This window comes from Streptomyces sp. CB02261 (genome assembly GCF_001905665.1).
Taxonomy (GTDB): domain Bacteria; phylum Actinomycetota; class Actinomycetes; order Streptomycetales; family Streptomycetaceae; genus Streptomyces.
Genome location: NZ_LIVX01000002.1, coordinates 346,561 through 370,099, shown reverse-complemented (window position 1 = coordinate 370,099; position 23,539 = coordinate 346,561). Strand labels below are relative to the sequence as shown.

The 23,539-nt window shown below is 70.6% G+C and carries 17 protein-coding genes; 14 read left to right on the top strand and 3 right to left on the bottom strand.

The genetic code is table 11. The features are described from left to right. Positions 1-216: 216 nt before the first annotated feature. Positions 217-1,563 (bottom strand): glycoside hydrolase family 18 protein, encoded by a 1,347-nt coding sequence (locus AMK29_RS07135; protein WP_073809162.1) that lies wholly within the window; start codon positions 1,561-1,563, stop codon positions 217-219. 244 nt (positions 1,564-1,807) lie between these two features. Here AMK29_RS07135 and AMK29_RS07130 point away from each other — a divergent pair, with 244 nt between their 5' ends. From AMK29_RS07130 to AMK29_RS07110, 5 genes are all read left to right on the top strand, one after another. Beyond that, the gene (locus tag AMK29_RS07130; RefSeq protein WP_073809159.1) at positions 1,808-2,560 is read left to right on the top strand and encodes a GntR family transcriptional regulator; all 753 of its coding nucleotides are present in this window, start codon (positions 1,808-1,810) and stop codon (positions 2,558-2,560) included. Positions 2,561-3,116: 556 nt separating this feature from the next. Beyond that, on the top strand, positions 3,117-3,296 hold the full coding sequence (locus AMK29_RS07125; RefSeq protein ID WP_073809157.1) for an SPOR domain-containing protein: 180 nt from the start codon (positions 3,117-3,119) through the stop codon (positions 3,294-3,296). A gap of 40 nt (positions 3,297-3,336) precedes the next feature. After that, positions 3,337-3,783, top strand: a complete 447-nt coding sequence (locus tag AMK29_RS07120; RefSeq protein ID WP_073809154.1) for a (deoxy)nucleoside triphosphate pyrophosphohydrolase — start codon at positions 3,337-3,339, stop codon at positions 3,781-3,783. Between the two features lie 143 nt (positions 3,784-3,926). Beyond that, entirely contained in the window at positions 3,927-4,349 is a 423-nt protein-coding gene (locus AMK29_RS07115; protein ID WP_073809151.1) for an ATP-binding protein, read from the top strand. Positions 4,350-4,493: 144 nt separating this feature from the next. Beyond that, on the top strand, positions 4,494-7,061 hold the full coding sequence (locus AMK29_RS07110) for a SpoIIE family protein phosphatase (RefSeq protein ID WP_073809149.1): 2,568 nt from the start codon (positions 4,494-4,496) through the stop codon (positions 7,059-7,061). A 5-nt stretch (positions 7,062-7,066) separates the two neighbouring features. Here the strand turns inward: AMK29_RS07110 and AMK29_RS07105 are convergent, their stop codons facing one another. Further along, positions 7,067-7,774 (bottom strand): PspA/IM30 family protein, encoded by a 708-nt coding sequence (locus tag AMK29_RS07105; RefSeq protein ID WP_073809146.1) that lies wholly within the window; start codon positions 7,772-7,774, stop codon positions 7,067-7,069. A gap of 53 nt (positions 7,775-7,827) precedes the next feature. Next, positions 7,828-9,936, bottom strand: coding sequence for a TPM domain-containing protein (locus AMK29_RS07100; protein ID WP_073809143.1), 2,109 nt, complete (start codon positions 9,934-9,936; stop codon positions 7,828-7,830). A 149-nt stretch (positions 9,937-10,085) separates the two neighbouring features. On the opposite strand from AMK29_RS07100, the gene AMK29_RS07095 reads away from it, so the two are divergent. The 9 genes from AMK29_RS07095 to AMK29_RS07055 all read left to right on the top strand — a co-directional run bounded on the left by AMK29_RS07095 (position 10,086) and on the right by AMK29_RS07055 (position 23,358). Next, entirely contained in the window at positions 10,086-11,105 is a 1,020-nt protein-coding gene (locus tag AMK29_RS07095) for a hypothetical protein (RefSeq protein WP_241845191.1), read from the top strand. Positions 11,106-11,204: 99 nt separating this feature from the next. Next, complete coding sequence (locus AMK29_RS07090; protein WP_079196782.1) at positions 11,205-12,092, top strand: transglutaminase domain-containing protein; 888 nt, start codon at positions 11,205-11,207, stop codon at positions 12,090-12,092. A 148-nt stretch (positions 12,093-12,240) separates the two neighbouring features. Then, a complete protein-coding gene (locus tag AMK29_RS07085) occupies positions 12,241-14,637 on the top strand; it encodes an ABC transporter family substrate-binding protein (RefSeq protein ID WP_073809138.1) in 2,397 nt (798 codons plus the stop codon). Between the two features lie 338 nt (positions 14,638-14,975). Then, complete coding sequence (typA, locus tag AMK29_RS07080) at positions 14,976-16,877, top strand: translational GTPase TypA (protein WP_073809136.1); 1,902 nt, start codon at positions 14,976-14,978, stop codon at positions 16,875-16,877. Between the two features lie 615 nt (positions 16,878-17,492). Beyond that, positions 17,493-19,133, top strand: coding sequence for a peptide ABC transporter substrate-binding protein (locus tag AMK29_RS07075; RefSeq protein ID WP_073809135.1), 1,641 nt, complete (start codon positions 17,493-17,495; stop codon positions 19,131-19,133). Positions 19,134-19,304: 171 nt separating this feature from the next. After that, positions 19,305-20,237, top strand: a complete 933-nt coding sequence (locus AMK29_RS07070) for an ABC transporter permease (protein WP_073809133.1) — start codon at positions 19,305-19,307, stop codon at positions 20,235-20,237. Further along, positions 20,230-21,183, top strand: coding sequence for an ABC transporter permease (locus tag AMK29_RS07065; protein WP_073809131.1), 954 nt, complete (start codon positions 20,230-20,232; stop codon positions 21,181-21,183). The genes AMK29_RS07070 and AMK29_RS07065 overlap by 8 nt, the downstream gene beginning before the upstream one ends. 14 nt (positions 21,184-21,197) lie before the next feature. Beyond that, the gene (locus AMK29_RS07060) at positions 21,198-22,256 is read left to right on the top strand and encodes an ABC transporter ATP-binding protein (protein WP_073809130.1); all 1,059 of its coding nucleotides are present in this window, start codon (positions 21,198-21,200) and stop codon (positions 22,254-22,256) included. Continuing rightward, on the top strand, positions 22,249-23,358 hold the full coding sequence (locus AMK29_RS07055; protein WP_073809129.1) for an ABC transporter ATP-binding protein: 1,110 nt from the start codon (positions 22,249-22,251) through the stop codon (positions 23,356-23,358). Before AMK29_RS07060 ends, AMK29_RS07055 begins: the two co-directional genes overlap by 8 nt. Positions 23,359-23,539: the final 181 nt, after the last annotated feature.

The following is a 23,539-nucleotide window of genomic DNA, read 5'->3' as shown; positions in this document are numbered from 1 at the left end:
GCGGGTGTCTGTCGGGTCGGCCACGCGGGCGCGGGTACGGGAACGGGGCCGGAGCTCCCTCGGGGGCTCCGGCCCCGTCGTGTGCGGACCGGGAGCGGTGGGCCGGGGGAGCGGCGGCCCGTGACCGACCGCCGCTCCCGGCGACGCACCGCGAGCGGCGTGACCGGTCCGCGGTTCGGGGGCCCCGGCCGCCGAGCGGGCGGCCGGGGTGATGCGTCAGCGCCGGGTCAGGCCCCGGTCGATCGCGGTGATCAGCTCACCGTTCGGGGTGTCCCCGTCGAGCGACCAGACCATCGCGCCGCCGAGTCCGCGCTGCCGGACGTAGGACGCCTTGGTGCGCAGGACGGTCGGGTCGTCGTAGGTCCAGAGGGTGGTGCCGTCGAAGAGCCAGGCGTGGCCGTTCCGGTGGCCCCGGTACAGCTTGTACGTCCCCGATTCCGCCAGCTTCTTCAGATGCTTGTAGTCCTCGGAGCCGGCCGCCCAGGTCGCGGGTGCGGGGCCGGTCGCCGGCTGCCCGAGGCCGTCGCCGCCGCCGGTGACGCCGGTCCAGCCCTGGCCGTAGAACGGCATGCCCACCACGAGCTTGTGCGCGGACGCCCCCCGTCGCAGCCAGGCCTTGACGGTCTGGTCGACGCTGAAGTCGTCCTTGGCGAAGAGCGCGGACTGCTGCGCGGTCGTCGACTCGCCGGACACGTGGAAGTCGTAGCCCTGGAGGTTCACGAAGTCGAAGTCCCGCATGATCTTGGCGACTTCGAAGCCCGCGTCGATCTTGGCGGGCGCGGTGGGTACGTACGCGCTGAGCTCGTAGTGCTTGCGCTGCGGCAGGGAGCGGCCGTAGGCGTCGAGCTGGGTGCGGAACTCCCGGACCAGCTTGGTGAAGTTGGGCTTGTCCTCGGGGCGGATGACGTTCCCGGGGGCGCCCTCCGAACCCGGCCACTCCCAGTCCAGGTCGACGCCGTCGAAGACTCCGGCGGCGGCTCCGGCACCGCCGCGGGCGCCGTCCACGGGCAGGTCGCCCTTGATGTACGTGTCGACGCAGGAGGCGACGAGCGCCTTGCGCCCCGCGTCGGTGCGCACCGCGTCGGAGAAGTGCGCGGAGCCGCTCCAGCCGCCCAGCGAGATCATGACCTTGAGACCGGGGTGCTTCGCCTTGAGCTCGCGCAGTTCGTTGAAGTTGCCGGCCAGTCGCTGGTCGGCGGTGTCGCCGACCCCGTCGACGGAGGTCGCGGCGTCGACGGGGCGCACGTAGTCGGCCCAGGGGTCGGAGCCGGGGGCGTTGCCCATCAGGCACTTGCCGTCCGGACCGATCACGCCGAACGCGTAGTTGATGTGGCTCAGCTTGGCGGCGGTACCGCTCGTCTCCAGGTCCTTGACCTGGAAGTTCCTTCCGTAGATGCCCCATTGGGTGAAGTAGCCGACGCGCTTCAGGTCGGACGTGTGGCCGGACGGCCGGTGGCCGGAGGGCTGGTGGGCGTCGGCGGTGGGGGCCAGGGTGGCGAGGAGGCCGAGGGTGGCCGCGGCGGCCGCACCGAAGGTCAGCTTGGTCATGGCTCTGGGACGCATGGGCTCGTTCCTGTGCGAGGCGGGATGGCGCGTGCGAGGGGGAGCGTGCGGGGCGTTCAGGCAGGAACGTATTGGTCTGGACCAATGCGGGTCAAGAGGTTCGACGTGTGTACTTGGGGTGACCGTGGGTAGCAAGAGCGCCGACGTTCTGTCATCACTTCGAGTGAAACTTTGGCCCACGCTTGCGGATGGCCACGGTCGGTCGTCAGGCTGTAGCTGACAGTCAACCTGAGGGGAGTGTCCAGTGACGTTCGGTGAGCAGCCCGCCTACCTGCGCGTGGCGAGCGATCTGCGGGAGAAGATCGCCAACGGCTCGCTTCCGCCGCATACCCGCCTCCCCTCGCAGGCACGCATCCGCGAGGAGTACGGGGTGTCGGACACCGTCGCGCTGGAAGCCCGCAAGGTGCTCATGGCCGAGGGGCTCGTCGAGGGACGCTCGGGCTCGGGCACCTATGTGCGGGAGCGCCCGGTGCCGCGCCGGATCGCCCGCTCCGGCTACCGTCCGGCGGCCGGGGCCAGCCCCTTCCGCCAGGAGCAGGCGGCCGAGGGCGCCCGGGGCACCTGGGAGTCGGGGAGCGAGCAGGAACCGGCGAGCGCCGAGGTGGCCGAGCGGCTCGGGATCGAGCCGGGGGAGCGCGTGATGCGCACGCGGTACGTGTACCGCGACGGGGGCGAGCCCATGATGGTCGCCACCTCCTGGGAGCCGCTCGCCGTCACCGGCCGGACCCCGGTCATGCTGCCCGAGGAGGGCCCGTTGGGCGGCTGCGGTGTCGTCGAGCGGATGGCGGCCATCGACGTGGTCGTGGACAACGTGGTGGAGGAGGTCGGTGCCCGGCCGGGCCTCGCCGAAGAACTCCTGGCGCTCGGCGGGGTGCCGGGCCATGTGGTCATGGTCGTCGAGCGGACCTACTACGCCTCGGGCCGAGCCGTCGAGACGGCGGACGTCGTCGTCCCCGCCGACCGCTACCGCCTCTCGTACCACCTCCCCGTCCGCTGACCCGCCCGCCGGGCCTTGACGGGCGGGCCGTGCCGGCTGCGCCGTCACTGGCGGGACCCATGTCCGTCGGGTCGTGCGCAGGCCGGCCCTGTCCGCCGAGCCGTGACCGGCTCGGCCCTGGCCGCGGGGTCGGCATCCCTCCTTCCCTTCCTCTCCCGGCCCGGGGCGGCCCGGCCCGCGTCCGCCGACGCGGCGCCCGGCCGCTCACGGGCTCCGCCGCCGTCAGGGAGCCCCGTGCCGCGAGTTGACGCGGTGTCACCGCGCCCTCGAACACTCCTGGGTCCCCGGCGCCCCACGCGCAGGCCAGAGACCTCCTCCTCCTCCCTCCCCTCCCGTCATGGCCCGTCCCGGCGCGGCTCCGGCGTAGGTGCCGGTGGCGCCCGGGGGCTGTCGGGGCGTCACCTTCGGCCTCTGGCCGTCGGTTCCCGGCCGATCCGTATCTCTTTGTGCAATTCCGTATCCGCTGTGTGAAGGTCAGGCGTAAGCTCGGGCATATGCGGATTGCGGTTTCCCGGAGATCGATCGCGACGTCCGGACCGGTGGAGGGAGAAGCCTGATGACCGACAGCGGCCCCGTCCTCGCCTGGCTCGTCATTCGGCAGGACGACAACGGCAACCGCTACCGCGTGGGGCGGTACGCGACCAAGGACGAAGCGCAGAAGATCGCGGACAGCCTCGAAGACCGAGGCCACAAGCAGCTCTACTGGATCGAGCACATCGGCAGCCCCGCCCTCTGACCCCGACGGGCTCCGACCTCGCCCGGCTACGCTCACGCCCATGACGGAACGCACCACCGACCCCGCCGCGCGGCCCCCCGTGGTCGTCGTCGCCGGCGCCCTGTACGACCAAGGGCGGCTGCTCGCGGCGCGCCGCAGCGCCCCCGCCGAACTCGCCGGCCGCTGGGAACTCCCCGGCGGCAAGCTCGAACCGGGCGAGAGCCCCGAAGAGGCCCTGATCCGCGAACTCCGTGAGGAACTCGGCGTCGAGGTCGAACCGGGCGAGCGCCTCCCCGGCGAGTGGCCGCTCAAACCCGGCTACGTCCTCCAGGTGTGGACCGCCCGACTGCTCGCCGGCGAACCGCGCCCGCTGGAGGACCACGACGCACTGCGCTGGCTCTCCCGGCCGGAGCTGGACTCCGTCGACTGGCTCGACCAGGACCGCCCCGCCGTCGCCGAGGCCGCACTCCGCCTCCCGGACGCACCCGGCGTGGGAGCGCGCGACTGAGTCCCTACGCCGTTCGTGCCACCGTGCGCCCGCTGCTGCGCCCAGCGCGATAGCCCGCCCCATATTTCGGGTATGTCCTGATTGACTCCTTGAAAGAGGACGTGGGCCTTCCTGCTGACGCACGGCTGGGGAAGTGATCGGGTGTGATCGACACCGACGGCGACCGCGCCGAGTGGAACTTCCCGGCGGAGGCCGACGCCGTACGCACGGCCCGCCATGCCGTGCGCGAGACCCTGCGGGCCTGGGAGCTCGACACGGCCCTCGGGGATGTGACCGTCCTGCTGGTCAGCGAGCTGGTGACCAACTCCCTGCGCTACGCCTCCGGCCCCATCGGGGTCCGTCTGGTCCGCACCCGCCCGGAGGGCGCCGACCCCGCCCACCCGCCCGCGCTGCTGGTGGAAGTTTCCGATCCGCTTCCGGATCCGCCGACCGAGCGGGCCCCCGGACCCGAGGACGAAGGGGGCCGCGGCCTCAATCTGGTGGCCTGCTCCGCCCGCCGCTGGGGCACCCGTAAAGGAAGGGCCGGCAAAACCGTATGGTTCGAGCTGGCTCTCCCTGGTGAGTAAACAGGGTGGGACAACGATCACCGGTACTCGGCGCGAGGCGAACGAGACCACCCTGTGATCGTGAACGTCGTGCCGTCGGGGCCTGCCGTATTGAATACTGCGGGCATGGCCGGTCCGGTGCGGTGAGCTGGAGGGGACGGTCGCGTGAGCGAGATACCTGAGCAGGCGAGCGGCGGCGTCGTGTGGCAGAGCAGCCCGCCCGGCTCCATCTATGACTACATCCGGGTGGCCTCCTTCTCCATCGGGCCCGACGGCCTCGTCGAGCAGTGGAGCCGACGGGCCGTGGACCTCTTCGGGGTCACCGCGGAAGAGGCCATGGGCAAGGACCCCGTCGAGGCCTTCATGCCCGCCGACCTGCGCGAGCGCGGCCACCGGAGGGTCAGGGAGATCCTCGACGGCAAGGAGTGGACAGGACTCGTCCCCTTCCGGATCCCGGGCGACGACCGGCCCCACGGCATCGCCGAGATGTACGTCATGCCGAGCGAGACCCAGTCCGGTGAGCGGGCCGCGCTGTGCATCGTCGTCGACGTCCGCGCCCTGCGCCGCATAGAGACCGACCTCGCCGCGTCCCAGGCGATATTCGGCCAGTCCCCCTTCGGCTTTCTCCTCTTCGGCACGGACCTCACCGTGAAGCGGGCCAACCGGCGTTTCGCCACCGTCTTCGGCGGCTCCGCCGACGACCACCGCGGCCGGACCGTCCACGACTACCTCAACCGGCCCGAGGCCGACCGGATGACCACCGCCCTCCGCGGCGTCCTGGAGACCGGCGAGTCCGTCACCGACTTCGAGATCGTCGGCGCCGCACCCGGTGCGAGGGACCGCCGTCACTGGTCCATCAACCTCTACCGGGTGCACAGCGGATCCGGCCGCCCCATCGGCGTCGCGGGCCTCGGCATCGACGTCACACGCCGTCACAACGCGGCCAGGGAAGCGGCCAGCGCCCGCCGCAACCTGGCACTCCTCAACGAGGCCGGCGCCCGCATAGGCAACTCCCTCGATCTGGAGGCCACCGCACGCGAACTGCTCGACGTCGCCGTCCCCGGCTTCTGCGACCTGGCCTCCGTCGACCTCTACCAGGGACTCCTGAGCGGCGACGAGGCGCCGCCCGGCCGCTGGGGCAGCTCCCACGACGTCGGCTACGGCGGCAGCGCCGAACTCCGCAGGGTCGCCGTCGCCAGCGCCGTCTCCGACACCCCCCTCAGAACCGGAGAGGGAGACGGGTCCGGCGGCGGCTGTCACGGCTCCGAACCGATCGAGCTCGGCGCCGTCCACCGCTACCCCTTCAACTCGCCCTGCGCGGGAGCCCTGCGCACCGGCCGGCTCCGGACCGTGCCGGGCGTCGACGGCGACCTCGTCCAGTCCACTCTGGTCGTCCCGATGGTCGCCCACGACACCGTCGTCGGCCTCGTCCAGTTCTCCCGCGCCAAGGGCAGCGAGTCCTTCGGGGAACGCGACCGGGCCCTCGCCGTCGAACTCGCCGCCCGCGCCGCCGTCTGCATCGACAACGCGCGCCTCTACCGCCGCGAGCACGAACGGGCCCTGATCCTCCAGCGCAGCCTGCTCCCGCCCGGCGACCCGGAGGCGGCGGGGCTCGACATCGCCTGCCGCTACCTCCCCGGCACCGCCGCCACCGAGGTAGGCGGCGACTGGTTCGACGTCATCGAACTGCCCGGCCACCGCACCGCACTCGTCATCGGGGACGTCATGGGCCGGGGCCTGCGTGCCGCCGTCGCCATGGGCGAACTGCGCACCGCCGTGCGCACCCTCGCCCAGCTCGACCTCGAACCGGCCGAGGTCCTCTCCCACCTCGACGAGATCGCCCGCGGCCTCGGCGCCCCCATCGGCGCGCAGCAGTCCCGCGGCCACAAGTCCCGCGGGCCCGAGCTGTCCGAGGTCTACCTCGCCACCTGCGTCTACGCCGTCTACGACCCGGTCACCCGCCGCTGCACCTTCGCCAACGCCGGGCACCTCCCGCCGGTGCTCGTCGAACCGGGCGAAGAGGCACTCCTGCTCGACGTACCCCCCGGGATGCCGCTCGGAGTCGGCGGCGAACCCTTCGAGGAGGTCGAGGTCGAACTCCCGGAGGGCGCCCTCCTCGCCCTCTACACCGACGGGCTCGTCGAGTCCCGCGACCATCCCCTCGACGAGGGACTGAGCGCCTTCCGGCGCGCCCTCACCGACCCGGCCCGCCCCCTTGAGGACGTCTGCGACCGGGTCCTGACCAGCCTGGAGACCGGACACGGCGAGGACGACATCGCCCTGCTCATGGCCAGGATCCAAGGGCTGCCCGCCGAGGCGGTCGGCGACTGGCGGCTGCCCAGGGAACCCCGCTCGGTCGGCCGGGCCCGGGAACTCGCCCGCACCCAGCTGGCGGCCTGGGGCCTCGAACCGCTCGTCGACACCGTCGAACTCCTCGTCAGCGAACTCGTCACCAACGCCCTGCGCTACGGCGAGGGGGAGATCCGGCTGCGGCTGCTCCGCGACCGCACCCTCGTCTGCGAGGTCTGGGACGCCGGTCTGGTGCAGCCGCGGCGCCGCCGGGCCAAGGACACCGACGAAGGCGGCCGCGGCCTCCAGCTGGTCGGACTGCTCAGCTCCTCCTGGGGCTCGCGACGCACTCCGCGCGGCAAGACCGTCTGGTTCGAACTGGCCCTGCCGGACGGCGAGGGGTCGGCGGAACCGACGGTGGAACAGCTCCTCAGCATGTTCTGAGCCGATCAGCCCTTGAGCGCGGCCAGCCGGGCCTCGACCTCGGCGCTGTCGCCCAGCGCGTCCAACTGCTCGAACTGGGCGTCCAGGGAGGAGGCGGCGAGCTCCTGCTTGCCCATCGCCCGCGCCTCCTCCCGGCGCACCTTGTCCTCGAAGCGGCTCAGCTCGCTGGTCGGGTCGAGCACGTCGATGCTCTTCACCGCATCCATCATCCGGTTCTGCGCGCGGGCCGACGTGGCACGCGCCACCAGCTCGTCCCGCTTCGCCTGCAACTCGCCGAGCTTGCCCTTCATCTGGTCCAGGCCCGTCCTGAGCCGGGACACGACCTCGGTCTGCGCGGCGATCGTCGGCTCCGCCGTCGTCGCCTCCTTCTCCGACTGCAGCTGGCGGCCGAGCGCCACCTTCGCCAGGTTGTCGAAGCGGTCCGCCTCCGCCGTCTGCCCGCCGCTCCGCAGCTCGTCGGCCTTCCGGCTGGCGGCCAGCGCCTTCCCGCCCCACTCCTTCGCCGCCGCCACGTCCTCCTGATGGTCCTGCTCCATCAGCCGGAGGTTGCCGATGGTCGCGGCCACCGCCTCCTCCGCCTCCGTGATGTTGGCCGAGTAGTCGCGGATCAGCTGGTCGAGCATCTTCTGCGGATCCTCCGCCTGGTCCAGCAGGGCGTTGATGTTGGCCTTCGCCAGCTGGGTGACCCGGCCGAGAACGGTCTGCTTGCTCATCGCGGTGCTCCTTGAGAGTGACGTGAAGGAAGAGGAGACGGCTCGCGCCGCCCTCAGAAACGGCCACCGCCGCCCAGCCGGCCACGTGTGCCGCTGCCGCCGAAGCTGCCCGGCCCGCCGCCGAAGCCTCCGCCCCCGAACCCCCCGCCCGAACCTTCACCGAACCCCCCATGTCCGCCTCCCCTTCCCCCGCCGAACAGTCCGCCGAGGATGATGCCGCCGAGCACCGCGCCGCCGAGCCCGCCGCCGGCGTTTCCTCCCACTCCTGTTACACCGCCCAAGCCGTTCGGGTTCCCATAGGTCCGCACGTCCTGCTCGGCGAGGTCCTGGGCCCGCCGGGCCAGGGCGTCCGCCTGTTGCGCCTCCGCGAGGGCCGTCTGCGGGTCGTCGGCCTCGGCGAGGGCCTGCGCCTTCTCCCAGCGGCGCTGGGCCTCGGCCAGCCGCGTGCGGGCCTCGCTGCCCACCGCGCCCCGATGGGTGGCGACGTAGTCCGAGGCCGCTCCGATCGCCGAACGGGCCGTCAGCATCGCCTGATCGAGGAGCGCGCGGGCGCGTCGGCTGCCCGATTCGCGCTCCCGTGCGCCCTCCAGTGCCTCGTCGAGCGCCGCGTCGGCCTCCTCGATCCGGCGCAGGGCGCCGATCGGGTCGTACCGCCCGGCCTCCATGACGCGCCGCACCTCCGCGACCACCGATGCGGCGCGGGCGATCCGGCCCTGGAGATCGGCCGTGGACACCCCTTCGGCGGTCCCTTGCAGCAGGCCACGGGCGTCCGCCAGGTCCGCGTCCGTCTCCGACAGCACGCCCGGCAGCCTGCCGACGGCCTCGGCCAGCTCCTGCGCCCGCCGGTCCACGGCCTCGATCAGCCGGGCCGCCTGGTCCACCGCGCCCTCGGCGGCCCGGATGTGCACGGCGGCCCCGCCGTTGTCCCCGGCGTCGATCTGCCGGCGGGCCTCGTCGACATGGGTCGTCGCGAAAGCCAGCCGGTCCCTGGCCTGCTCGACGTCGCCCGCGACGGGCGCGGCGGCCGCCTCCGCGTACCGCTCGCGCATCGCCGTCAGGGCGGCCTCGGCCGTGCCCATCCGTCCGGTCTGCTCCCGGACGGCGGCCTCGACCGAGTCCAGCGCCTGGGGCGCGGTCCGTTCCAGGGCCCGGAGCCGGTCGAAGTCCTCGCTCTCGGCGTCGAGGCGTGTGTTCGCCTCGGCGCAGCGCCGCAGGATCTCGTCCAGCATGGTCCGGCGGGTCGAGTCGTCCTCCGGGAACGCGTCGTCGAGCTTCTGCCGCAGCCGGAACGAGGCCGTCAGCTGCTCCTTGGCGAAGGCGAGGGCCTCGGTGAAGGGCCGGGCGGCCTCGTCGCCGAACTGGGCGGTCGCGAAACCGAGTTCCTCCTGGCTGGTGCGGACGGCGTCGTCCGTGTCGACGAGCGTCCGGCGGGCCTGCCTGTCGAGCGCGGCGAGCGACGGCTGCGCGGGCTCCTTCGGGGGTCCCCAGCCCTGGCCGCCCTGCGGCGTGGTGCGGGTCTCGGTCCGCCGGCGCCGCTTGAGGTAGGCGTACGCCCCCACCGCTCCGGCACCGCCGACGAGGACCACCGGCAGCAGCAGATCGCTGCCCGAGACGCCGTCGTCGACGGCACCGCCCGGGTCGGCGGGCCCGGGGGTGAGCGTCGGCACCGGGACGGGCTGCCCGGCGAGGACGGCCGTGTATCCGTCGGCGGCGCCGATGGCGGCGCCCGCCCAGTCGTTCTGCCGCAGCGCCGGTTCGATCGCCGTCCGGGCCACCTCGTCGAGCTGGGCCTGGGTGAAACGGGAACCGGGGTAGGCCGAGTAGCCGTACCGGCGGTCGTGGGTGGCGACGGCGAGCAGGACGTCGTCGACCCCGAGGCCGTTGCGTTCCGCCGTGGCGTCGGCCCAGGCCTGGCCCGTGCGGCCGGAGAAGTCCCTGACGTAGACGACGAAGAGCTGGATCCGCCGCTGGTCGTAGAGGCGGTCGAGCGCCTGGTTCACGGCGGTGCGCCGGTCGCCGAGGGCGTCCACCCGATCGGTGATCTGCCCGTCCCGGGAGAGGACGACGGGGTCGTCGGCGTGGGCGCCGTGTACGGCGGGCACGAGGAGCCACCACGCCGCCACCAGCACCGCGAGAAGGGCTCGGGTGGCTATTCGCGTCACAAAAGGGAGGCTATGTCCGCGTATGTCGCTCCGCGAGCGGGCCGGGGCCGTACGGAAACCATTCTGCACAGGCCTGCGTCACTGTCGGTAGTCACCGCTACGGTGTGAAGCGGTGTACGGACTGCACGACGGTTCTAGGGGGGGCTCAAGTGAGTGGACGGCTGAGGAGTCTGTGGCGACGGGGGCGCTGGTTCGTGTTCGGCCTGGTCCTCGTGCTCGTGGTGCCCCCGCTGTTCGGTGCGCTCGCCCTGCGCGTCAGCTACGCGGGGGATCTGAGGGAAGACGCGCGGACCCGGGGCAAGGACGCCATCTGGCTGGGCCACGCCTGGGTGGACGGGCGGAGGAAGGACGCGGACCTCGCCGCCTTCGCCGAGCGGATCAAGGGCACGGGCATACGCGACCTGTACGTCCACGCCGGGCCCCTGGAGCACGACGGCACCCTGCCCGCCGCCCGGTACCCCCGCGCGAAGTGGCTCATCGACGCCGTGCACCGCACCATGCCCGGGATACGGGTGCAGGCCTGGCTCGGCGACGTCCTGGCCACCCACGGGCCGAACGGACTGCACCTGGAGAAGGCCGAGTCCCGGGCGGCCGTGGTCACCTCGGCCCGGCAGATCCTGGACACCGGCTTCGACGGCGTCCACTTCGACCTGGAGCCGCTGCTCTCCGACGACGCCCACTACCTCTCCCTTCTCGACGACCTGGGGGAGCTGACCCGGGCGCGGAAGGCCCCGCTGTCCATCGCCGCCCACCAGATCGACCCGCTGCCCGGCCTGCACTCGGTGAACGGCGCGGTCACCGGCCGGGAGAAGTGGTGGTCCCAGGAGTTCTTCGGAGAGGTCGCCAAGCGGGTCGACCAGATCGCCGTGATGTCGTACGACACGTGGATGCCGCTGGAGAGCCTCTACGGCGGGTACGTCGCCCAGCAGACCAGCCTCGCCCTCGAAGTGACCCCCGAGTCGACCGACCTGCTCATGGGACTCCCCTTCTTCCACGAGGACGACCTCGGCCACCACGAGAACGCGGAGACCGTGGAGGCGGCCGTTCGCGGCACCAGACTCGGCCTCGGGCGCACCGACCCCGACCGCGAACGGTTCGGCGTCGCGCTGTACGTCGACTTCGCGGCCGAGGAGGGCGACTGGGCGGCCTACCGCGACGGCTGGCACTGACGGGCGAGCGGCCGGACCCCGCGCGGACCGCGGAGGCCGTGCGGGGGAGGATGACGCCGCCGGCGTGATCCCCTCGCCGCGCGGAGGGGGAGTGCGCCCGTGACCAGCCGTCTCTTGATGCCGTACCGGACCGCCCGGCGGGGGCACGCCCCCTCGGCCGAACCCGCCGGGTCGACCGGGCCCACGCCGATCCTGGACCTGGCGCACCCCCGGGTCACCGCGCTCGTGACACGGGTGCGGCGCGCGGCGGAGGAACGCGGCGCGGTGACGGACCGGGCCCTGCTCCGGACCGCCCACGGCATCGTGGCCACCACCGTGCGGCCCGTGTACTCCGTGGAGGACCTGCGCCGGGTGTCGAAGACGCTCGGGCTCGGCCGCGGCTCGTGCAGCCAGCGCATGGCGGTCCTGGAGGCGGTGGCCCGCTCGCTGGGCGTGTCGACCCGGGTGCGGGGCCTGCTGGTCGACGGCGCCTTCTGGTACCCGCGCTTCCCGAAGCTGCGCCCCTTCGTCCCCGTGGAGGTGCTGCTCGCCTGGCCGGAGTTCCTGCTCGACGACGTCTGGGTACCGGTCGCGGACCTCTTCGCGGGTGACACCGCCCTGACTGACGCCGCCGCTGCGGACGCCTCCGCCGTCACCGGCACCGCCCCGACGGACACCGTCACCACCGACACCGCCTCTGCGGACGCCTCCGCCGTCACCGGCACCGCCCCGACAGCGGGCGGCTTCACCAACGCCGGTCCGGAGACCCTCTTCGAGGCCGTGGCGCGGACCACCGTCGACTGGGACGCCCCGGCGGCCTGCGCCGGGTCCGCCCCCTGCGACCTGTCCGCCCACCTCCGGACGGACCTCGGCCGTTTCGGCTCGCGCGACGAGCTGTTCGCCCGGCACGGCCGGACCCTCTGCCTCCCCGCGCGCACCCTGGCCGAGCCGGTCCCCGGCCGCTGGGGCGCGGGCGCGGCACGGGTCAGGAGCAGGCCCGCCTCCTGACAGGCACGGCGGGTTGCGCCGCACGAGTGGCGTTTTCCGGACGTGCCGCCGTGTCGCCATGGCCGGATCCATTCCATCCCGTTCAGTAGATGAGCAATAGGTGTGATCATCTCCAAATGGAATGAATCTGGACGAAGGGGTACAAGTCATGTCCCAGATCGGCGCCCCTCGCGGGAGGACATGCTCCAGGAGCCCCCGCTCCCGCACGCTCCGCTCCGTCGCCACCCTGACCAGCGCCGTCCTCGCCGTCACGGTCCTCGCCGGATGCAGCTCCGACGACGAGACCGACTCGGCCCCCGCCGCGGCCCAGGACAACGCGCCCGCGGCGCGCGACAAGGTCGCCGACGGAGGGACCCTGCGCTGGGCCGTCGACGCGCTGCCCACCACCTTCAACAGCTTCCAGGCCGACGCCGACGGCACCACCTCCCGGATCGCCGGGGCCGTGCTCCCCTCCCTCTACACGCTCGACGAGCGGGGCAGACCGCAGCGGAACGCCGACTTCCTGGAGTCCGCGCAGGTCGTCGAGACCGAGCCCAAGCAGGTCGTCCTCTACAAACTCAACCAGCAGGCGGTGTGGAGCGACGGCCGCGAGATCGGGGCGCCCGACTTCGTGGCGCAGTGGCGGGCGCTGAGCGGCCGCGACACCGCGTACTGGACCGCGCGCAACGCGGGATACGAGCGGATCGAGAAGATCGAGCGGGGCAAGAACGACCTGGAGGTGCGGGTCACCTACGCCAAGCCCTACGCCGACTGGCAGTCCCTCTTCACCCCGCTCTACCCGAAGCAGGTGATGGGCTCCCCGAACGCCTTCAACGACGGAGCCCGCACCACTCTCAAGGCCACCGCAGGACCGTTCCTGCTGAAGGCGATCGACCGCAAGAGCGGTGACGTGACCCTCGCCCGCAACCCCCGCTGGTGGGGCCAGCCCGCCAAGCTCGACACCATCGTCCTCAAGGCCGTCCCCCGCGCGGACCGGGCGAAGGCCCTCGCCGCCGGCACCCTCGACCTGGCCGAGATCGATCGGTCCACCGCCGAGCGGATCGCCCTCGCCCTCCGGGACGCCCGCGCCGGCCGCAACGGCGCCCAGGCGGCCCTCGTCCACGGCCCCGGCTCCTCGATCACGCCCGCCAAGGCCCTGAAGTCCTGGGCGCTCGCGAACGGCTCCGACGACGACAAGGCGAAGGAGGTCCGGACCGCCCGCGAGCAGAACCAGCAGGCCATCGACCGGTACGCGAGCGCGCAGGACGCCCTGGCGCGGTACGTGGTCCGCAAGTCCCTGGAGCCCGCCTACACCCAGCTCTCCCTGAACGGCGAGTCCGGACCGCTCGCCGACGAGCGGGTACGGCGTGCGGTGGCCCGGGCCATCAACCGCCAGGAACTGGCCGACTCCGTACTCAAGCCGCTCGGCCTCCCGGCGCACCCTCCCGGCAGCCACCTCGCCCTCGCCGGGCAGGCGGCCTACGCGGACAGCAGCGACGCGCTCGGCGACCAGGACACCGCGGAGGCCCGGGCACTCCTCGCCGACGCGGGCTGGGTGCCGGGCGGGGCGGCACGGAAGCCGGCGGAGGCGGGCACCAAGGCCGGCAGCGAGGCGGAGCAGAAGGCAGCGGAGCAGAAGGCCGGAGGGAAGAAGGACGGGGAGAAGAAGGAAGGCGAGAAGAAGGAAGGGGAGAAGGCCGACGAGAAGGCCACCCCGAAGGAGGCAGCGGACCAGAAGGCAGGCGGCACCGCCTCCCGCACCGCCGCCGACACCGCCTCGAACGAAGGCCTCTACATCGTCGGTGACGACAAGCCGGGCGAGGCCCCCGCCGCCCCCGCCCCCGCCGCCCCCGCCCCCGCCGGGCCCGAGAACGGCACCCAGGTGCTCGCCCCGGCCCCCGCCGCCGCGCGCGCCGCCCACCCGGGCGACAAGGGCGTCGCCGGGGCCTACGCCCCTCGCGGCACCGCGGCCCCCGCGGCCGTGCCCGAGGGCAGCAAGGCCCTCGGCAAGGACGGCAAGGCGCTCAGCCTCCGCTTCGTCCTGCCGTCCGGCCCCGGCTCGGAGTCGCTGCGCGCGGTCGGTGACCGGATCGTCCGGATGCTCGACGCGGTCGGCATCCGTACGGAGGTCACCAAGGTCTCCGACGACAGCTTCTTCAAGGACCACGTGGCCTCGGGCGACTACGACCTGGCCCTGTACTCCTGGCCGGCCTCCGCCTTCCCCGCCACCGACGCCCGGCCGATCTTCGCCAAGCCGGAGCCGGCCTCGGACGGTTCCCTGCTGGTCGAGCAGAACTACTCACGGGTCGGCACCGACCGGATCGACCAGCTGTTCGATCAGGCGGCGGCGACGCTCGACGAGGAGGAGGCCCGCGAGCTCGTCCGCCAGGCGGACGCCCGGATCTGGGCCGCGGCCGGCTCCATCCCCCTCTACCAGCGGCCGCAGCTCGTCGCCGCGAAGGCCGATCTGGTGAACGCCGGAGCCTGGGGGTTCGCCGTTCCCCGCTACCAGGACATCGGCTACAAGAAGGCCGAGACCTCCAACGGTGCGGAACGAAACCGCTGAAAGCTCTGAAACCGCAGGTCACAACCTCAGAAGCAGCTCAAGTTCCTTGCCCGCCGGTGATCCCGGCGGGCAGGATCGCGTCGGCCGCTTGACCCGGCCCGTCCACTGTCACTCCGCAGTCGCCCCGCACGTGCACCGCCGTCGTACCTCTGTCGTACCTCCGTCGCGCCGCACCCCGGGCGCGACGGGAAACCCCCCAGTAGACCCTCTCAAATCCGGGCGGGGAAGCCCCTTGCGTGGCAGCCCCGTACCATGGGACATAGCCGTGGCGCGTCCGCCCGGCGGGCGTACGAGGAACTGACGCCGCATCCCACGATCCGAGAGAAGCGCAAGCACCCATGCCCACGCGCCACGACATCCGTAACGTCGCCATCGTCGCCCACGTCGACCACGGCAAGACGACCATCGTCGACGCCATGCTCAAGCAGGCCGGTGCCTTCGCCGCCCACCAGCAGCTCGACGACCGCATGATGGACTCGAACGACCTGGAGCGTGAGAAGGGCATCACGATCCTCGCCAAGAACACGGCGGTGAAGTATCACCCCAAGGACGGCGGGGCCCCGATCACGATCAACATCATCGACACCCCGGGCCACGCCGACTTCGGTGGCGAGGTCGAGCGCGGTCTCTCGATGGTGGACGCGGTCGTCCTGCTCGTGGACGCCTCCGAGGGTCCGCTCCCGCAGACCCGCTTCGTGCTGCGCAAGGCTCTCCAGCAGCGCCTGCCCGTCATCCTCTGCATCAACAAGACGGACCGCCCGGACTCCCGGATCGACGAGGTCGTCAACGAGACCTACGACCTCTTCCTCGACCTGGACGCCGACGAGGACCAGATCGAGTTCCCGATCGTCTACGCCTGCGGCCGTGACGGCATCGCCTCGCTGACCAAGCCGGAGAACGGCACGGTCCCCGCCGACAGCGACAGCCTGGAGCCGTTCTTCTCCACCATCCTGGAGCACGTCCCGGCCCCCTCGTACGACGAGGACGCGCCCCTCCAGGCCCACGTCACCAACCTGGACGCCGACAACTTCCTCGGCCGCATCGCGCTGCTCCGCGTCGAGCAGGGCGAGCTGCGCAAGGGCCAGACGGTCGCGTGGATCAAGCGGGACGGCACGATCTCCAACGTCCGCATCACCGAGCTGATGATGACCGAGGCGCTCACCCGCAAGCCCGCCGAGGTCGCCGGCCCCGGTGACATCTGCGCCGTCGCCGGTATCCCCGACATCATGATCGGCGAGACCCTGGCCGACCCGGAGAACCCGATCGCGCTGCCGCTGATCACGGTCGACCAGCCGGCCATCTCCATGACCATCGGTACGAACACCTCGCCGCTCGTCGGCCGCGGTGGCACCGGCAAGGGCGCGGACGCCAAGTCCGCGGTCAAGAACCGCAAGGTCACCGCCCGCCAGGTGAAGGACCGCCTGGACCGCGAGCTCATCGGTAACGTCTCGCTCCGCGTCCTCGACACCGAGCGCCCGGACGCCTGGGAGGTCCAGGGCCGTGGTGAGCTCGCGCTCGCCATCCTGGTCGAGCAGATGCGCCGCGAGGGCTTCGAGCTCACCATCGGCAAGCCGCAGGTCGTCACGAAGATGGTCGACGGCAAGGTGCACGAGCCGGTCGAGCGCCTCACGGTCGACGTGCCCGAGGAGCACATGGGCGCCGTCACGCAGCTCATGGGTGTCCGCAAGGGTCGCATGGACAACATGTCGAACCACGGCTCCGGCTGGGTCCGCATGGAGTTCGTCGTTCCGTCCCGTGGCCTCATCGGCTTCCGTACGGAGTTCCTCACCAACACCCGCGGTACGGGCATCGCCCACTCGATCCACGAGGGCCACGAGCCGTGGTTCGGCACGCTGACGACCCGTAACAACGGTTCGCTGGTCGCCGACCGCGCCGGTGCCGTCACCGCCTTCGCGATGACCAACCTCCAGGAGCGCGGCGTCCTGTTCACCGACCCCGGCACCGAGGTGTACGAGGGCATGATCGTCGGCGAGAACTCGCGCTCCGACGACATGGACGTGAACATCACCAAGGAGAAGAAGCTCACCAACATGCGCTCCGCCTCCGCCGACTCCTTCGAGGCGATCGTCCCGCCGCGGAAGCTGTCGCTCGAGCAGTCGCTGGAGTTCTGCCGCGACGACGAGTGCGTCGAGGTCACCCCGGAGGCCGTGCGTATCCGCAAGGTCATCCTGGACCAGAACGCGCGTGGCCGTGCGACCTCCCGCGCCAAGAACGCCTGAGCGTCGAGCACGCCGAGCGTCAGGAACGCCTGAGCTTCGGGCACGCCCAGTGTCAGGAAGCGCGGCTCAGCGCCGGGAACGCCTGGTGCTGAGCACGTCTGAGTACCCACAACGCCTGAGCCACGAGAACGGCTGAACAGGCACGCATACGGTCGAGAGCGGCGGGGTAGGTCACGGGCCTGTGATCTTCGCCGCTCTCTGCTGACATGACGTCAGCATCGAGCCCGGACCCCCACGGACAGCTGTGGGGATCCGGGCTTTTCGTCAAGTTCAGTCAACTTCATTTCGAGGGCCAGGTGTCCGCATATCGGCCATCGCTCTCCGGTACGTGTGTTAACGGTCCGTTTCGGGGGTGTCTGTCTGTGCTCACTTTGTCCGGATTTCGGTATCTGAGGGCAAGGTGATGTTGTCAAAACGAGACCACTTAAGTGTGGTTTACGGCCCGGACGTACTTAATAGTTGGCTCCATTGAGCTCGGGTCAATGGGTCACGCACTGTGGGGAGTGCCGACTCACGAGCACACTCGGGGCACTTGAGTCCAAAGCCGTCAGGGGTGTCGGCGAAACTCGGAGTGCCCCTCTTGTAGTGACAAAGTGGACTCATGAGGAGGAACCCATGCGCGGTGCCAAGAGCGCCAAGTGGGTAACGGGCGCGATCATCGTTGCCCTTGCTGCGACCGCCTGTGGCGGGGGTAAGAGCGGGACCGGCGACGACGCCAAGGGCGCTGTTGACCCGAACGGAATCTTCTCCGTCGAGCTGGGAGAGCCTGAGAAGCCCCTGCTCACCGGTGACACGATGGAGTCCAACGGCTCCGCCGTGATGGCCGGCCTGTTCTCGACCCTGGTCGACTACAAGGCTGACGGCTCGCTGGAGATGATCAACGCCGAGTCGGTCACCACGACGGACTCGAAGACCTGGACCGTCAAGCTCAAGCCGGGCTGGACCTTCCACGACGGCACCCCGGTGACGTCCAAGTCCTACGTGGACGCGTGGAACTGGAACGCCAACATCAAGAACGCCCAGGGCCTCTCGTCCTGGTTCGCGGACATCAAGGGCTTCGAGAAGGTCCACCCCGAGGCTGAGGGCGCCAAGCCCACCGCCGACAAGCTCGAGGGTCTGACCGTCGTCGACGAGACCACCTTCAAGATCGAGCTCGCGAAGGCCGTCCCGTACTTCGGCCACAAGCTCGCCTACATCGTCTTCGCCCCGCTCCCCGAGTCCTTCTACAAGGACCCGGCCGCGGGCGGCCAGAAGCCGGTCGGCAACGGTCCCTACAAGTTCAAGAGCTGGGACCACAAGAAGAAGATCGAGATCACTCGATTCGACGGCTACAAGGGCCCGAACAAGGCGAAGAACGGCGGTGTGGTCTTCAAGAACTACACCACCCTCGAGGCCGCGTACGAGGACCTGAAGTCCGGCAACGTCGACGTCCTGCGTCAGATCGCGCCGAAGGACCTCCCGGTCTACCGCCAGGACCTCGGCGACCGCGCCGTGGACCAGCCGTACTCCGCGATCCAGACCATGGCCGTCGCCTTCTACGCCGACCAGTGGAAGAAGCCGAAGCAGATCGACCCGCGCGTCATCCAGGGTCTTTCGATGGCGATCGACCGCGCCACCATCACCAAGACGGTGCTGCAGGGTACGCGTGAGCCCGCGACCGGCTGGGTCGCCAAGGGTGTCCTGGGCTACCAGGAGGACGGTGGCGCCGGCGTCACCAAGTTCGACCCGGCCAAGGCCAAGGAGCTCATCAAGGCCGGCGGCGGTGTCCCGAACAACGCCATCTCCATCCAGTTCAACGCCGACGGTGGCCACAAGGAGTGGGTGGACGCTGTCTGCAACTCCATCACCCAGGCCACCGGCGTCAAGTGTGTCGGCGACGGCAAGCCGGACTTCCAGGCCGACCTGACCGCTCGTAAGACGAAGCAGGTCAAGTCGCTCTACCGCTCCGGCTGGGTGCTCGACTACCCGGTGAACGCCAACTTCATCTCGGACCTGTTCCGCACGGGTGCGGCGGGCAACCAGGGCGACTTCTCCAACAAGGCGCTGGACGCCAAGATCGCCAAGGCTGACTCCGCGGCGACGCTGGACGACTCGGTCAAGCAGTTCCAGGCCATCGAGAAGGACCTGGTCAACTACATGCCGTCCATCCCGCTCTGGTACTACAAGGTCAACGCGGGCTACTCCGAGAAGGTTTCGGGCGTGGCTTACGGTCAGGACGGCGACCCGATCCTGACCGGCGTCGAGGTCAAGAAGTAATCACCCAAGCGTAGTCCGCACGCCGTCACGGGACTGACGGAACGTCAGTCCCGTCTCGGTGCCTTACGCAGTGGCTGGGGGGCCCTTCCACGACATCGCCGTGCCCGGAAACGGGCCGGGCTGTCGTGGGAGGGCCCTCGGCTGCGGCCGTCACATCTCAACGGAGGCATGATGGGGCGCTATGTCGCACGACGACTGCTCCAGATGATCCCGGTCTTTTTCGGGACAACCCTGCTGATCTTCCTCATGGTCTACAGCCTGCCCGGCGACCCCGTGGCCGGACTGTTCGGTGACAAGGGCGCGTCGCCCGCCACCATCGCGGAGATCAGACACAAGCTCGGTCTCGACCAGCACATCCTGAAGCAGTACTGGGACTACATCACCGGGATCCTCTTCCACTTCGACTTCGGGACGCAGATCCGCAACGACCGTCCCGTCACCGAGGTGCTGGGGGACGCGTTCCCCGTCACGCTGCAGCTCGCAGCGCTCGCCTTCGCCGTCGAGCTGATCTTCGGCATCGGCCTCGGCGTCATCGCCGGTCTCCGCGCCGGCCGTCTGGCCGACAACGCGATCCTGATCTTCACGCTGCTGATCATCTCGATCCCGGTCTTCGTGCTCGGCTTCATCATCAAGATGGTGTTCGCCTTCCAGCTCGACTGGATCGCGCCGAACGTCAGCAACGACCAGTTGCTGTCCGAGATGATCGCTCCGGCCATCGTCCTCGGCGGTCTCTCCCTTGCCTATGTGGCGCGGCTCACCCGCACCTCCATGGCGGAGAACCTCCGCGCGGACTACATGCGCACGGCGGTCGCCAAGGGCCTGCCGAAGCGCCGTGTCATCGGCGTCCACCTGATGCGCAACTCGCTGATCCCGGTCGTCACCTTCCTCGGCACCGACATCGGCGCCCTGATGGGCGGCGCGGTCGTCACCGAAGGCATCTTCAACGTCAAGGGCGTCGGCGGTCTGATCTACGAGTCGATCACCCGGCGCGAGGGCACGACCCTGGTCGGCCTCGTCACCATCCTGGTGGTCGTCTACCTCATCACCAGCCTGCTCATCGACCTGCTGTACGCGGTCCTGGACCCGAGGATCCGGTATGCCTGACGTGACCAAGACCGCGACCGCGGCCGCCACCGAGGACGCCGTCGCCACCCCCTCGGTGGACGTGTCCGACGTCAAGGCCGAGAAGGCGCGCAGCCTCTGGGGCGACGCCTGGAGCGACCTGCGCCGCAACCCGTACTTCCTCGTGTCGTCGGTGCTGATCTTCTTCCTGCTGCTGATCGCCGCCTTCCCGAGCCTGTTCACCAGCGCCTCTCCCACGACCGGTGACCTCGTCCGTCACTACGTGGGCAAGCCGGAGCTCGGCAACATCGGCTCCGAGGGCTGGCTCGGCTACGACATCCAGGGCCGTTCCGTCTACGCCCGACTGATCTACGGCACCCGTGCCTCGATCATCGTCGGCATCTGCGTCACCGCGATCGTCACCGTCGTCGGCGGCATCACGGGCATGATCGCCGGCTACTTCGGCGGCTGGATCGACGCGCTCATGTCCCGGATCACCGACATCTTCTTCGGTATCCCGTTCCTCCTCGGCGCCATGGTCGTCCTGCAGGCGTTCGTCGACCGCACCGTCTGGGTCGTCGTCTTCGCCCTGGCCTTCCTCGGCTGGACGCAGATGGCCCGCGTCATGCGCGGTGCCGTGATCACGGTCAAGCACGCCGACTACGTCCACGCGGCGAAGGCCCTCGGCGCCGGCACCTCCCGGATCCTCTTCCGGCACATCCTGCCGAACGCCATGGCCCCCGTGATCGTCGTCGCGACCATCGCGCTCGGCGGCTACATCTCGGCCGAGGCCACCCTGTCCTACCTGGGACTGGGCCTTGCCTCCCCGACCGTCTCGTGGGGTGTCGACATCTCCGCGGGTGTTCAGGCGATCCGTACGTCGCAGCACATCCTGCTGTACCCGTCGATCATGCTGAGCCTCACCGTTCTGGCGTTCATCATGCTCGGCGAAGCCGTCCGCAACGCCCTCGACCCCAAGCTGCGCTGAGGAGGGCGTAAAAGATGAGCATCATCGACAAGACCGCGGCCGTCCCCGCGCCGCGCGACGGCTCCGACCACAACGGTCCGCTGCTCGAAGTCCGCGACCTGCACGTCGAGTTCCACACCCGTGACGGTGTGGCCAAGGCGGTCAACGGCGTCAACTACTCGGTGAACGCCGGCGAGACCCTCGCCGTCCTCGGCGAGTCCGGCTCCGGCAAGTCCGTGACCGCGCAGGCCATCATGGGCATCCTCGACATGCCGCCCGGGAAGATCCCGCAGGGCGAGATCCTGTTCCGCGGCCAGGACATGCTGAAGATGTCCGAGGAGGAGCGCCGGCAGATCCGCGGCCGGAAGATCGCGATGATCTTCCAGGACGCGCTGTCCTCCCTCAACCCGGTCCTCAGCGTCGGCTACCAGCTCGGCGAGATGTTCCGGGTGCACCAGGGCCTGTCCAAGAAGGACGCCAAGGTCAAGGCCATCGAGCTGATGGACAAGGTCAAGATCCCCGCCGCCGCGGCGCGGGTCTCCGACTACCCCCACCAGTTCTCCGGCGGTATGCGCCAGCGCATCATGATCGCCATGGCCCTCGCCCTGGAGCCGGACCTGATCATCGCCGACGAGCCCACCACGGCTCTCGACGTGACCGTCCAGGCCCAGGTCATGGACCTCCTCGCGGAGCTCCAGCGGGAATACAACATGGGCCTGATCCTGATCACCCACGACCTCGGCGTCGTCGCCGACGTCGCGGACAAGATCGCCGTGATGTACGCCGGCCGGATCGTCGAGCAGGCGCCGGTCCACGAGCTGTACGGCCGCCCGGCCCACCCGTACACCCGCGGCCTCCTCGACTCGATCCCGCGCCTGGACCAGAAGGGCCAGGAGCTCTACGCGATCAAGGGCCTCCCGCCCAACCTGCTCAAGGTGCCCTCCGGCTGCGCCTTCAACCCGCGCTGCCCGAAGGCCCAGGACATCTGCCGTACGGAGATCCCGGCCCTGGCGCCGGTCACCGAGCAGGACGGCGCGGATCTCCCGGGCCGTAAGAGCGCCTGCCACTTCTGGAAGGAGACGATCCATGGCTGACCTCAGCAAGAACGACGAGGCCGTGGCCGCATCCGAGGCGGCGGCCGTAGCCGCCATCGAGGCCCCCGTGGGCCGCGGCGAGCCGATCCTCCAGGTGCGTGGCCTGAAGAAGCACTTCCCGCTGACGCAGGGCATCCTGTTCAAGAAGCAGGTCGGCGCGGTCAAGGCCGTGGACGGGGTCTCCTTCGACCTCTTCCAGGGCGAGACCCTCGGCATCGTGGGCGAGTCCGGCTGTGGCAAGTCCACGGTCGCCAAGCTCCTGATGAACCTGGAGCGGGCCACCGCCGGCGAGGTCTTCTACAAGGGCCAGGACATCACCAAGCTGTCCGGGCGCGCCCTGAAGGCCGTCCGCCGCAACATCCAGATGGTGTTCCAGGACCCGTACACCTCGCTGAACCCGCGCATGACGGTCGGCGACATCATCGGCGAGCCCTTCGACATCCACCCCGAGGTGGCCCCGAAGGGCGACCGGCGCCGCAAGGTGCAGGAGCTGCTCGACGTCGTCGGTCTGAACCCGGAATACATCAACCGGTACCCGCACCAGTTCTCCGGCGGTCAGCGCCAGCGCATCGGCATCGCCCGCGGCCTCGCGCTGAACCCGGAGATCATCATCTGCGACGAGCCGGTCTCGGCCCTGGACGTCTCCGTCCAGGCGCAGGTCATCAACCTGATGGAGAAGCTCCAGGACGAGTTCAACCTCTCCTACCTCTTCATCGCGCACGACCTGTCGATCGTCCGGCACATCTCGGACCGCGTCGGCGTCATGTACCTCGGCAAGATGGCCGAGATCGGTACGGACGAGCAGATCTACGAGCACCCGACGCACCCGTACACCCAGGCGCTGCTCTCCGCGGTGCCCGTGCCGGACCCGGAGGCCCGCGCGCACCGCGAGCGGATCATCCTCACCGGTGACGTCCCCTCGCCGGCGAACCCGCCGTCGGGCTGCAGCTTCCGCACCCGGTGCTGGAAGGCGCAGGAGAAGTGCGCGCAGGAGACGCCGCTGCTCGCGGTCCCGCAGCGCTTCCAGGGCGAGGACACCCCGGCCGCCCACTTCTCGGCGTGCCACTTCGCCGAGGAGAAGCAGGTCGTACCGGTGCACTGACGCGCCGAGCGCAGGACCCGTGAGGGGCGCCCGTTCCGTACCTACGGAACGGGCGCCCCTTCCGTCTTCCCCGAGCGCGTCTCCCCGGGGGCCGGCGGGCCCGTCCGTCCGGCCGCAGTAAAAGTGCAGCCCCGTCAATATCAGGTGATATTGGGGCCTAAGTCATACTTAGGACATTCGG

Bases quoted from the DNA above. Each gene is read 5' to 3' on its own strand.
- AMK29_RS07085 (WP_073809138.1), top strand. From the start codon at position 12,241: ATGTCCCAGATCGGCGCCCCTCGCGGGAGGACATGCTCCAGGAGCCCC.
- AMK29_RS07070 (WP_073809133.1), top strand. From the start codon at position 19,305: ATGGGGCGCTATGTCGCACGACGACTGCTCCAGATGATCCCGGTCTTT.
- AMK29_RS07105 (WP_073809146.1), bottom strand. From the start codon at position 7,774: ATGAGCAAGCAGACCGTTCTCGGCCGGGTCACCCAGCTGGCGAAGGCC.
- AMK29_RS07135 (WP_073809162.1), bottom strand. From the start codon at position 1,563: ATGCGTCCCAGAGCCATGACCAAGCTGACCTTCGGTGCGGCCGCCGCG.
- AMK29_RS07120 (WP_073809154.1), top strand. From the start codon at position 3,337: ATGACGGAACGCACCACCGACCCCGCCGCGCGGCCCCCCGTGGTCGTC.
- typA (WP_073809136.1), top strand. From the start codon at position 14,976: ATGCCCACGCGCCACGACATCCGTAACGTCGCCATCGTCGCCCACGTC.
- AMK29_RS07125 (WP_073809157.1), top strand. From the start codon at position 3,117: ATGACCGACAGCGGCCCCGTCCTCGCCTGGCTCGTCATTCGGCAGGAC.
- AMK29_RS07060 (WP_073809130.1), top strand. From the start codon at position 21,198: ATGAGCATCATCGACAAGACCGCGGCCGTCCCCGCGCCGCGCGACGGC.
- AMK29_RS07065 (WP_073809131.1), top strand. From the start codon at position 20,230: ATGCCTGACGTGACCAAGACCGCGACCGCGGCCGCCACCGAGGACGCC.
- AMK29_RS07055 (WP_073809129.1), top strand. From the start codon at position 22,249: ATGGCTGACCTCAGCAAGAACGACGAGGCCGTGGCCGCATCCGAGGCG.
- AMK29_RS07075 (WP_073809135.1), top strand. From the start codon at position 17,493: ATGCGCGGTGCCAAGAGCGCCAAGTGGGTAACGGGCGCGATCATCGTT.